The organism is Janthinobacterium paucivorans (assembly GCF_051380805.1).
In the GTDB taxonomy this organism is placed as follows: domain Bacteria; phylum Pseudomonadota; class Gammaproteobacteria; order Burkholderiales; family Burkholderiaceae_D; genus Janthinobacterium; species Janthinobacterium lividum_D.
Map to the genome: position 1 here is coordinate 202,531 of NZ_JBNYXR010000004.1, position 11,406 is coordinate 213,936.

The 11,406-nt window shown below is 61.0% G+C and carries 10 protein-coding genes; 1 reads left to right on the forward strand and 9 read right to left on the reverse strand.

Annotation, left to right across the window (positions count from 1 at the left end; translation table 11 throughout):
• Nucleotides 1–197: 197 nt before the first annotated feature.
• The 9 genes from ACQ4V8_RS07020 to ACQ4V8_RS07060 form a co-directional block, all read right to left on the reverse strand.
• Entirely contained in the window at nucleotides 198–2,516 is a 2,319-nt protein-coding gene (locus tag ACQ4V8_RS07020) for an NADP-dependent malic enzyme (RefSeq protein WP_029496694.1), read from the reverse strand.
• A 244-nt stretch (nucleotides 2,517–2,760) separates the two neighbouring features.
• Entirely contained in the window at nucleotides 2,761–3,681 is a 921-nt protein-coding gene (locus ACQ4V8_RS07025) for a Brp/Blh family beta-carotene 15,15'-dioxygenase (protein ID WP_010401572.1), read from the reverse strand.
• Nucleotides 3,678–4,901 (reverse strand): lycopene cyclase family protein, encoded by a 1,224-nt coding sequence (locus ACQ4V8_RS07030; RefSeq protein WP_070346177.1) that lies wholly within the window; start codon nucleotides 4,899–4,901, stop codon nucleotides 3,678–3,680. Before ACQ4V8_RS07030 ends, ACQ4V8_RS07025 begins: the two co-directional genes overlap by 4 nt.
• Nucleotides 4,891–5,853, reverse strand: a complete 963-nt coding sequence (locus ACQ4V8_RS07035; protein ID WP_070346176.1) for a phytoene/squalene synthase family protein — start codon at nucleotides 5,851–5,853, stop codon at nucleotides 4,891–4,893. The genes ACQ4V8_RS07030 and ACQ4V8_RS07035 overlap by 11 nt, the downstream gene beginning before the upstream one ends.
• Nucleotides 5,850–7,349 carry a phytoene desaturase family protein gene (crtI, locus tag ACQ4V8_RS07040; RefSeq protein WP_436571137.1) on the reverse strand — a complete coding sequence of 500 codons (1,500 nt, stop codon included), beginning with the start codon at nucleotides 7,347–7,349 and terminating at the stop codon, nucleotides 5,850–5,852. The genes ACQ4V8_RS07035 and crtI overlap by 4 nt, the downstream gene beginning before the upstream one ends.
• An 11-nt stretch (nucleotides 7,350–7,360) precedes the next feature.
• Entirely contained in the window at nucleotides 7,361–8,272 is a 912-nt protein-coding gene (locus ACQ4V8_RS07045) for a polyprenyl synthetase family protein (protein WP_436571138.1), read from the reverse strand.
• Between the two features lie 74 nt (nucleotides 8,273–8,346).
• On the reverse strand, nucleotides 8,347–9,135 hold the full coding sequence (locus ACQ4V8_RS07050; protein WP_010401582.1) for a bacteriorhodopsin-like: 789 nt from the start codon (nucleotides 9,133–9,135) through the stop codon (nucleotides 8,347–8,349).
• Between the two features lie 93 nt (nucleotides 9,136–9,228).
• Complete coding sequence (locus tag ACQ4V8_RS07055) at nucleotides 9,229–9,471, reverse strand: hypothetical protein (protein WP_010401584.1); 243 nt, start codon at nucleotides 9,469–9,471, stop codon at nucleotides 9,229–9,231.
• A 23-nt stretch (nucleotides 9,472–9,494) separates the two neighbouring features.
• Nucleotides 9,495–10,145 (reverse strand): sigma-70 family RNA polymerase sigma factor, encoded by a 651-nt coding sequence (locus ACQ4V8_RS07060; protein WP_261980854.1) that lies wholly within the window; start codon nucleotides 10,143–10,145, stop codon nucleotides 9,495–9,497.
• A gap of 249 nt (nucleotides 10,146–10,394) precedes the next feature.
• On the opposite strand from ACQ4V8_RS07060, the gene thiL reads away from it, so the two are divergent.
• The gene (gene thiL, locus ACQ4V8_RS07065) at nucleotides 10,395–11,375 is read left to right on the forward strand and encodes a thiamine-phosphate kinase (RefSeq protein WP_436571139.1); all 981 of its coding nucleotides are present in this window, start codon (nucleotides 10,395–10,397) and stop codon (nucleotides 11,373–11,375) included.
• Nucleotides 11,376–11,406: the final 31 nt, after the last annotated feature.

Here is an 11,406-nt window from a genome sequence, read left to right on the forward strand (position 1 = left end):
TGGAAATGGCCTTGCAGATAGCCATCGCCAGTATTTTGTTGACGCATATCACACTGCGCTTAAGGACGTCGCCGCCCGGCACGGCAATGTGCGCGCGACCCACACAGTACTGATGACGCCCCTTGCTGATACCGCACAGATGTAAAAAAGCCGCACCACCGTGAAGGATGGCGCGGCTTTTGTCGAGCAGCTAGCGCTTAGGCCTTGCGTTGCGCCACGGCGTCGACGACGCACAGGGCCGTCATGTTGACGATGCGGCGCACGGTAGCCGATGGCGTCAGAATGTGCACGGGCTTGGCGCAGCCGAGCAGGATCGGACCCACGGCGATGCCGTTGCCGGCTGCCGTCTTCACCAGGTTGTAGGCGATGTTGGCCGACTCGATATTCGGCATGACGAGCAGGTTGGCATCGTTCTTCAGTGCCGAGTTTGGCATGATTTTCTGACGCAGCTTGCTGTCGAGGGCCGTATCGCCGTGCATTTCGCCGTCGATTTCCAGGTCCGGGGCGCGTTCCTTGATGATCGCCAGCGCGGCGCGCATTTTTTGCGCCGAGGCGCTGTCGCTGGAACCGAAGTTCGAATGCGACAGCAGAGCCGCGCGCGGCGACAGGCCGAAACGGGTCATCTCTTCGGCCGCCATGATGGTGATCTCGGCCAATTGCTCGGCGTCCGGATTCTCGTTGACGTGCGTGTCCACCATCACCAATTGACGCTCCGGCATGATCAGCACGTTCATGGCCGCATAGACATTGCTGCCGGCGCGCTTGCCCAGCACCTGGTCGATGTACTTCAGGTGCAGCTGGGTGGTGCCGAAGGTACCGCAGATCATGCCGTCGGCGTCGCCCTTGTGGATCATCATCGATCCGATCAGGGTATGGCGGCGACGCATTTCCAGTTTCGCGTATTCCTCGGTGACGCCCTTGCGGCTGGTCATGGCGTAATACGTATTCCAGTAATCGCGATAGCGCTCGTCGAAGTCCGGGTTGATGACGTCGAAGTCGACGCCTTGCTTGAGGCGCAGGCCGAATTTCTCGATGCGCGCTTCGAGTACCGGTGGACGGCCCACCAAGATAGGCCGCGCCAGCTTTTCATCGACCACCACTTGCACGGCGCGCAGCACGCGCTCTTCTTCGCCTTCGGCGTAGACGATGCGTTTGAGTTCGGCCGGCGTCGATTTGGCTTTCAGGAACAATGGCTTCATGAAGGTGCCGCTGCGGTAGACGAATTGCTGCAGGCTATCCGCATACGCTTGCAAGTCCTTGATCGGACGGGTGGCGACGCCCGATTCCTCGGCCGCCTTGGCGACAGCCGGGGCGATCTTGATCAGCAAGCGCGGATCGAACGGCATCGGGATCAGGTATTCAGGGCCGAACGACAGGTTGCTGATGCCGTAGGTAGTGGCCACGATGTCCGACTGCTCGGCATGCGCCAGGTCGGCGATCGCGTGCACCACGGCGATTTCCATCTCGCGCGTAATCGTCGTCGCGCCGCAATCGAGGGCGCCGCGGAAGATGTACGGGAAGCACAGCACATTGTTGACCTGATTCGGATAGTCCGAACGGCCCGTGGCGATGATGGCGTCGCTGCGCACGGCCTTGACTTCTTCCGGCAGGATTTCCGGATTCGGGTTGGCCAGCGCCAAGATCAAGGGATTCGGCGCCATATTGCGCACCATGTCTTGTTTCAGCACGCCGCCGGCGGAAACGCCGAGGAAAATGTCGGCGTCCGGGATGACCTCGGCCAGGGTGCGCAGCGGCGTGTCTTGCGCGAAGCGTTCCTTGTCCGGGTCCATCAGTTCCGTGCGGCCCTTGTAGACCACGCCGGCCAGGTCGGTGACGTAGATATTTTTCAGCGGGAAGCCCAGGTCGACGATCAGGTCCAGACAGGCCAGCGCAGCGGCGCCTGCGCCCGACACGACCAGCTTGCATTCCTCAATTTTCTTGCCGACGGCTTTCAAGCCATTCAGGATGGCCGCACCGACGATGATGGCGGTGCCGTGCTGATCGTCATGGAAGACGGGAATCTTCATGCGGTCGCGCAGTTGGCGCTCGATGTAAAAGCACTCGGGCGCCTTGATATCTTCCAGGTTCACGCCACCGAAGGTCGGTTCCAGCGAAGCGATGATGTCGACCAGCTTGTCCGGGTCCATCTCGTTGATTTCGATGTCGAAGACGTCGATGCCGGCGAATTTCTTGAACAGTACGCCCTTGCCTTCCATCACCGGCTTCGCGGCCAGCGGGCCGATATTGCCCAGTCCCAGCACGGCCGTGCCGTTGGTGATCACGGCCACCAGGTTGCCGCGCGCCGTATATTTATACACATTCGCCGGATCGATGACGATCTCTTCGCACGGTGCCGCCACGCCTGGCGAGTAAGCGAGCGCCAAGTCGCGCTGGTTGGTCAGTTGTTTGGTGGGCGTCACGCTGATTTTACCGGGGCGCGGACACTCGTGATATTCAAGTGCAGCCAAGCGCAATTGTTGACGCAATTCTTCTTTTTTATCAGATGACGAATCCATGCTGTGCAGCCTTCCTGTTTGGTCGATCGGGTATTCGGGATTTTATCAGACCAATTCTTTCAATCAGCTAGGTATTTTCCGCTAGCCACAGTCTGATATCACGAAAACGTATAACTTACCATTGTAAAGCCATCTGGTGGCATACATAGGATAAGCAATAAAAACTATCAATTATTATACTTCGATTTGTTTTTTAAATGAAAGACCAATAGCACGCTACAGCGGCAGGGCCATACGCATCTCTTCACCGATTGAGCGGGGACGGCGCGTCCCGTCTGGCCCAGCCAGACCAGCGCACTTGCTCCACCAGGGCCATATGCGGCACTGTCAGCGCCGCCAGTCCGACAAACACCAATTGCATCAGGCCCGCTTCCAGTGGAGCGGCGCGCAAACCGTATGCGGCGGCCCCCCCCAGGATGAGCGTACCCAGCATGGGAAGCAGAGCGGCGCGGCCCAGCCTTGTCGTCGATTCAGCGCCAGCGCCAGCATAGTGCCAGGTGCGCACGATGTGGCGCGCGCCATGCATGGCACAAAAAAACACGGTAAATGCCAACAGCGGCGGCGCCAGCAGCGCCAGCGCCGCCGCCGCCGCCATTTCGAGGCCGGTCAGCCAATGCGTGCGGCTTTGCCAGGCTGCTGCCAGCGCCGTTGCCAGCAGCCAAGGCCAGCTGATCTCGTGTAAAAAGCTGGCCAGTAGCATCGCCGCTTGCGGTAACACCAGAAAGGCAAACAGGCGCGCCATCTCGTTTTCATGCAGCAGGGCGGGCAGCACGATCATGGCGCCGCCGTAGAGCAGGCGCGCGACCAAGCTGGTGCCTGGCGCCGGGTCGCCCGAAAAATGCAGCGCCGACAATAGCAGGAAACCGAGCAGGAATAATTGTGGCATCGTGTGCCATATCAGTACCACCAGCAGCCCCGCACTCAAATACGCCAGCGTGAAGCCGCACCAGTGGCGCAATCCGTGCACGCCGTACAGTTCCTGGGCGAACACAATGTCGAGCGCACCGTGTGGCACGCCAAGCAGCAAGATGAGTGCGGCCAGCACCAGCAGACCTGTCGTGCCGCCCAATGCGAGCGCCAGCGCATCAGCAACGACGACGCCCGCAGCCGCGACGCCGGCGGCAATGGCGCAAAACAGCAATCCCTGGATGCGTAGTGCCGTCATGCCGGCAGCACGGCACTGCGGCGCGTCGCCAATTGCTTGAGCGCGATCGGAAGATGACGCAGGAATGGGCGCGCAGGCAACGCGGCAACGATCTTTGCGCAGTCGGTCAGACTGCCTTGCTCGCTCAGGAAGCGCGTCAGGCAGCCGCTGTCGACCGTGTCGAACAAGCGCAGAAACAGCGCGGGCGCGATGTCCGGCCGGGCCCGCAGCAGTGACAGGAACAGGCCGTCCAGCGCGCGCAGCAGCGGCGGGTCAGCCACATGAGCAAGCGGCAATGCACCTTCGCCGAGCCGCTCGGCGCACAGTTCGGCCCAGCGCTGTATGCGCTGAAATGCGTAACCGGTGGCCGGACGCGCCGCCCCTTGCAGTATGCCGGCCCTGACATAGGTCGGATCGCACTGTGCAGCCGACTTTGCAGCCGACTTTGCAGCCGAGTTTGCAGCCGATACCTGCAAGCCCATCGGCAGCATGCCATGCTCGTAACGCAGCACCTCGAACCTGGTTGCACCAGTGCAGGCGGCAACGGCCAGTGCGAGTTCGTCCGATAATTGTTTTGGCCTCAGCGGCGTCGGCCCGAATTGCGTCACTTCGATCAGCGCGCGGTGCGCTGACAGAGGCAGCACATAGGTAAACAAGATGCGCTCTAGGCCGGTGCCGCGAAAATCCATCAGCGTCACGCAAGCGGGATCGAATATCGGCGCGCTGCAGACAATTTCCTGACCGTAAAATGACTGCCAGAGCGTGGCCTCTGCGCTGGGCTGCTCACCGATGCCGGCGCCAGCGCGGGTGTCGATGAGCATCGCAGCGCGATAAGCGTTCTGGCGGCAAGTGACATGCCAGGCTTGCTCAGCCTTGCGTGGCGTACCATCGACAGACTCGCCCAGCAGCAGCGTGATGGCCTGATTGCTGGCGACCTTGGCCAGCGCTTCGGTGTAAAACGCATCGGCGCTGATGCGCTGGTAAGGCGTGGCAGAGCAGTCGACCCTGACCTGGCCCGCGTCCGTATGCACGGTCAGCGCATTCCAGCGTTGCTGCACCAGATGGCGCAGCGGCGCTGCCGGCTCGCCCCAGAAACACCAGGTCCGGTCGTTGGTGTAAGCATGGCGCGCTTCGATGATCAGCGTGCGCGGACAGCGCTCGCCAAGCGCGGCCAGGCGCAGCGCCAGGCTCAGGCCGGCGCAACCGCCACCCAATATGATCAGGTCGAATTCAGTGCTCATGTGCCCGTTCGCTGCGCGGCAGCGCATGCTGCAAGTCGGCAAAAGCGTTGTGCAATGCATGATCGTGCCCACGGCTGCTGCGCCAGAAGCGCGGCGTCAGCGCCGCCGTCAGCAAGGCGTGCAGTGTCAGCGCCGCCTTGCTCCTGCCTGGCACCACCGCGCGTCCTTCCCAGAATGCATGGTCACTGCGCCGCAGACGCACACCGATGGCCTGGTACAGGCGCGCTGCGACGAGAATGGCGCCACGCGCGCGCAGCGGCAAGTAGGGCAAACCCTGTTGGCCACTCTGGTAATAGATGTCGGCCTGATCGAGCAAGTCAGCTACGCAGCGGCGCAGCAACGGTTGCAAGGACAGGGCTGGCGCAATCAATTGCTGCGGCGCGAGCGCGCCGATGCGCGACGCCGGCAGGTAGCGTCGTCCGGCGCCTGCATCTTCGCTCACATCGCGGCAAATATTGGTCAGCTGCATGGCAATGCCCAGATCGAGCGCATGGCGCAGCGCCGCCTCGTCGCGTACGCCCAATACCTGGCACATCATCAGTCCGACCGTGCCGGCTACCCGATAGCAGTAGCGCAGCAAGGCAGCATCGTCTTCGACACGCACCGGCTCCAGATCCGAAGCCACGCCGCGTATCAATTCGAGCATCAGCGCCGGTTCGATAGCGCATTCGGCCATCAGACCCAGCACGTCGCGCGTAGCCGGATCATCCGAGATGCCGGCAGCGATCTCGGTGCTCAGCAGTGCCAGCGCGCGCTGCGCATCCTCGACCGACGTTGCTTCGTCGGCCAGATCGTCGACATGGCGGCAAAAACCGTACAGGCGCGTCGCGCGCGCGGCATGCACCCTGCCCAGCAGGTGGCCGGCCCAGTAGAAGCTGCGTCCTTTCGAGCGCAGCGCGGCGCCGGCGTTCGCTAGCGCGCGCTGTTGTGCCGGCGTGCGCGCCGGCGTCATGTTGCCCGCGTCACTGCGGTCGCGGCTGGAATCAGCGCGTCGACGACCTTGGCCGAGCAGAGCACGCCCGGCAAACCGGCGCCGGGATGGGTGCCGGCGCCGGTCAGATACAAATTCTTGATGCCTTCGGCGCGGTTGTGGAAGCGAAACCAGGCCGATTGCCGGAACAGCGGCGCCACTGAAAAGCCGGAACCGTGCACGCTCAGGTAATCGTGCTGGAAGTCTTCGGGCGTCTTGAAGAAATCGGCGGTAATGCTTTCCTGTAAGCCTGGCAGCAAGGTCGCATCGAGCGCGGCGACGATGCGGTCGCGCAGCAGCGGCCCTTGCTCTTGCCAGTTGATGCCGCCTTGCAGATTCGGTACCGGGCACAGCACGTAAAAACTGTCACAGCCGGCCGGCGCAAAACTGGGGTCGGTGGCGGTAGGCCGGTGCAGGTACAGCGAGAAGTCATCGGCCAGCACCTTGCGCTCAAAAATGTCCTTCAACAACTCGCGGTAGCGTTCGCCCATCGAAATGGTATGGTGCGCAACATCGGGATAGGTGCGTGTAGTGCCAAAATAGAGCACAAACAATCCCATCGAATAATGCGCTGCGGCCAGTTTCAGACGCGCCGACAGCGCCTGCTGACGCGGTTTAAGCATGGCGCCATACAAATGCGCCGCATCGGCATTTGATACCACCAGATCGGCGTTCAGCAGTGTGCCGTTTTCCAGTTGTACGCCGGTAGCCTTGCCTTGTTCGACGCGGATCGAACTGACGGTCGTGTTGAGCTGGACCACAATACCATGGCGCTGCATCAGTTGGCCCAGCGCAGCCGTGATCGCGCCGGTACCGCCCATCGCAAAATGGACGCCGTAGGCGCGCTCGAGAAAATGGATCAGGCCATAAATGCTAGTGGTATTGAATGGATTGCCGCCCACCAGCAGCGGCTGGATTGAAAACGCCTGGCGCAGTTTCGGGCTCGTCAGATAGCGCGACACCAGGCCCCACACGGTCTGGTAACTACCGAGCCCGATCAGGCGAGGGATCTGGCGTAGCATCGTGACCAGCCGGTCGAATGGCTGGGCAGACAATTCGGTGAAGCCGACCGCAAAGATACGTTTTGAATGGGCCAGCAAGGCGAGGTAACCGTCGCAGTCGCGCGGCTCGATGCGGGCGATTTCGGCCATGGTCTGTTCGAGCGTGCCGCCGTAATCGAAGGTGTCGCCATCGGCGAAACGGAAGCGATACCAGGGCGTGAGCGGCACCAGCGTCAGATGGTCGGCCATGCGTTCGCCGAACAATTCGAACAGTTCTTCGAACAGGAATGGGGCGGTAATGACGGTCGGCCCGGCGTCATGCCGGAAGCCGTCGCGCTCGAACACCTGAGCGCGTCCGCCGAGCGCACCGCTGCGATCGAGCAGCGTGACCCGGTAACCCTTGGCGCGCAGCCTGAGCGCTGCCGCAATACCGCCAAAGCCGGCCCCGATGACGATGCCGTGCGCTTGTTCGTGCATGTCGGTGTCTCTCATAAGCGCTGCGCCAGACGCTGTATCAGCGTCGTGAGCAAATCGCCGGTGCCACCAGGCAGTTCGGCGGCGGCAGCGGCGGCGCACCCGAAATGGTGCTGTGCCCGCTTCACTGCGGCGGCGCGGGCAGACGCTTGTCCGCCTGCTTGCAGCATCAGCACGATGTTGAATGAGCGCGCTATCTTCAGCGGGTCCGAATCGATGTCGATATCGTCGATGTCATCAACGATCTGATAGCCGATGGCAAAGCTTTCGGCAGCGTATCTGGCGTTCGGCATGGCCTCGGCGCGCCCGGCAGCGAGCAGCGCGAGTTCCGTCGGCAAGCTCAGCAGGGCGCCCGATTTTGCCCTCGCCATCGCTTCATAGCTGGCGATGTCGTCATGCTGCGGGCCGGCCAGATCTAGGCATTGGCCGTGGATCGCTTTGCTCGTATGCGCCAGCGTCAGGTTCAGCAGCGCCGGCAGGAGGCTCGTTTGGGTGACTGCACCAAGTGCGCCGTAGGCCATTGCCAGCATCAAATCGCCGGCGCAAATGGCCGTGTTGTCGCCAAACGCCGACCAGACAGTGGCTACGCCGTGGCGCAGCAGGTCACGGTCTTGCAAGTCGTCGTGTATCAGCGAAGCGTTGTGCAGCAGTTCTACTGTGGTGGCGATGGCGACGATATCGCCAGGCGCCAGTTGCAGACTCAGCCCGGCATGGATGGCCAGGCGGGCGCGCACACGCTGGCCGCCACTGCGCAGATGGCAGGCAGCGGCAGTGGCCGCGTCCGATGGCGGCATGTGCGAGGCGACGCTATGGAATAAATTAAGTTCGACCGCATCGAGCAAACTCCCGAAGGTGGCCACCGCAGTGGCGGGGGCGGGCCTTGGAATGAGCACCTGATGAGGTGATGGTATGGCTTGCGCGTACATGGTTTCGCTCCAGCGACGAGGAAAATTGCGCCGGAACCGACGGCCCCGGCGCATCAACATCCTACTTGTGAAGCTTACGCGTTGCCGCCTTGCTTGTGTCCAGAGGCGGGGGCGACGGCATGCTCGTCGGCGGCCGACTTGCGGACCGCGATCATGTAGATCAGTACGCCGAATGCCGCTTTGGCTACGATATCAGCGACCGTGTATCCCACCTGAACGGCGGTGGTGGCAGCGCCGCCAGTAAAGCCTATCATCGGGAAAATGAAGACGACCGGATAAAAGCACCACGACAACACGGTCACCCAGCGTGCGGCACTGACCAGGCCGCGTGCCGATTCCGGCTGCGATGCGATCGATTTTTTCAGGCCGAAGAACAGGTCATAGACAATGATCAGGAACGGGATCATGGCCAGCGTCCACCAGAGCCAGCGCGTGCCAGGAACACCGGAAATTTCACCGGGGTAACCGAGCACAACCATCAGTGCGGCCAGCAAGCCCAGCTTGGTGCTTTTTGCCACGGTTTCCGCTGGCGATAAACGCATTACCAGGATCAGTTCGATCAGCAGCAGCGGCACCGTCAGCAACCAGTCGACGTAACGATAGGCATCGTTAAATTTGATGCCCGTCGCCGTTACCTGTCCTGCCACCACGGTGTACGACTCTTCCCACGAGGCGAAAATACGGATGTAGTGGTAGGCGGCGATCAGTGTCACCAAGCCGGTGATGGTGAGGGCCGTCTTGTAGGGCGCCGCCACCTGTGAGCGTCCGAGGAAAAAGAAGATCGTTGCCGCTCCCATGACGGCAATGGCGAATGAAAACGCGTTATATACCAGTTCGAATTGTCCTACTGTGATTAGATCCACGGTTACTCCGATGATGGTGATGTTGCTAGTTGGTTGCTTTCTTCCCGATGCAAAACGGATCTGTTGCCGATCCGCCTGCCTGTATCAAAGCCATCATTCGGGAACTCTTTCGGTACCACACTCGGCAGTGCGCGTGGCTTCGGCCGCGGCGATGAAACGCATGATCCCCGCAGTGTAATGCCGGTCGGGACAACAGTTGCCCCGGAGCGCGTCTTTCACAAACTGCACTGCCACCAGGGACTCAAATAGTGCCGGTGATGCATCGAGTTCTTCAATGGCAGCCTGAAATGCGGTATCGCTAATGTCTTCTTCGAGCAGTTGCAGTACATATTCCATGCTGTCGCTGTTTGCTATCGAATTCAAAAAGACCTCACTGAAATGGCTTTGCTTAACATTGGACGTATATCCGAACTAATAGTTGCACGTGCGCGGAAAATAAGTGAACGCACCGTATTGAGTGGCATGCATAGTTGCGTCGCAATTGCTTGATAGCTCAAGTCATCGCGCTCGCGCAAAAGGAAGGCGCTGCGCATGCTCGGCGTCAGGTTTTCGATCGACTGTTCAATGCCGGCCGCCAGTTGCGCGCCGCACAAGTGCTCGTCGGGACCGGGTGCGTGACCTTTCCAGCTCGCATTATCCTGCAGCACCATCGTTTCTGTCAGCAGATCCATCGGGATGGAATTTTCGTCTTGCTCCTGGCCATCCCTGAAATAAGACATTGTCAGGTTGCGGGCGATCGCATACAGCCAGGTCGAAAACGCACTTTCGAAACGAAACTCGGGCAAACTGCGGTAAGCGCGCAGAAACGCTTCCTGTGTCAGTTCTTCTGCCACTGCGTTATTGCGCACCGAAGCGTTAATCAGCGCGGCAACCCGGCGCTGGTATTTTGTTACCAGCACTTCGAATGCGCGCAAGTCACCACTGCAAAAGCGCCGGATCAACAAGTTGTCAACTTTACCGATCTCTGAAAGTTCAGGTTGCGAGTGCGTCTGCAACGGTCTCGACATCATGTTGGCCTCGTTATATTTACAACATTGGATTTGGACGTAGCGCGTTCTCATTTGCCAAATATTGAAGACATAGTAACAATATTTCCAATAAGTCGTCGGGCGTAGCTTATTTAGTTATGTATAAGGTATTTCAAATTTACTGCCCTATCGAGGATGGGCATGGTCAGCTGCTTGCAGTGACAAAGACCTGTATTCCGGGCCAGCCTATAATAGCCAGGCCCCACCATCACTCAACGAACAGACTACGCCATGGCCCTACAAGACGCGCTTTCCGAATTCGACCTGATCAAACAATATTTTGTACGCCAGCGCCCCAGCCGGGCCACTCTGGGCATCGGCGACGATTGCGCCCTGCTCACCCCCGGCGCCGGCAAGCAGATCGCCATCTCCTCGGACATGCTGGTCGAGGACCGGCACTTCTTTGCCGGTGCCGACGCCCGCATGCTGGGCCACAAAAGCCTGGCCGTGAACCTGTCTGACCTGGCCGCCATGGGCGCGCGTCCCGTGGCATTTACCCTGGCCCTGGCCCTGCCGCAAGCCGAGCGCGCCTGGCTGGCAGGCTTTGCCGAAGGTCTGTTTGCGCTGGCCGATGAATTCGGCTGCGAACTCATCGGCGGTGACACCACCAAGGGTGCCTTGAATATCTGCATCACCGTGTTCGGCGAACTGACACCGGGCCAGGCGCTGCGCCGCAGCGCGGCCGTGGCGGGCGACGATATCTGGGTCAGCGGGACTGTCGGCGATGCGCGCCTGGCGCTGGCCGGCTACCGCATGGAGCAGGCGCTGACACCAAACGAGCTGCTGACGGCAGCGGCGCGCATGCACACGCCCACGCCGCGCGTGACACTAGGCTGCGCTTTGGCCGAGCATGGCCTGGCGCATGCGGCCATTGATATTTCCGACGGCCTGGTGGGAGATCTGGGTCATATCCTGAAAGCGTCGCAAGTCGGTGCCACGCTCGATGTCGATGCGCTGCCAGCCGGTCCCGTGCTGGCGCAGCAAGAAACCGGCCTGCGCCGCCGCTACACGGCCGCCGGCGGCGACGATTATGAGCTGTGTTTCACGGCACCGGCAGCGTCGCGCGAGGCCATCGCCGCCCTGGCGACCAGCTGTGGCACGCCCGTCACACGGGTCGGCTGCATTCAGGAGCAAAGCGGCTTGCGCCTGGTCGATGCGGCCGGCTTGCCACTCGACCTGCAACTATCGTCCTTCGACCATTTCAGCGACTAACGACGACAATGCAGACGACAATGCAGACGAC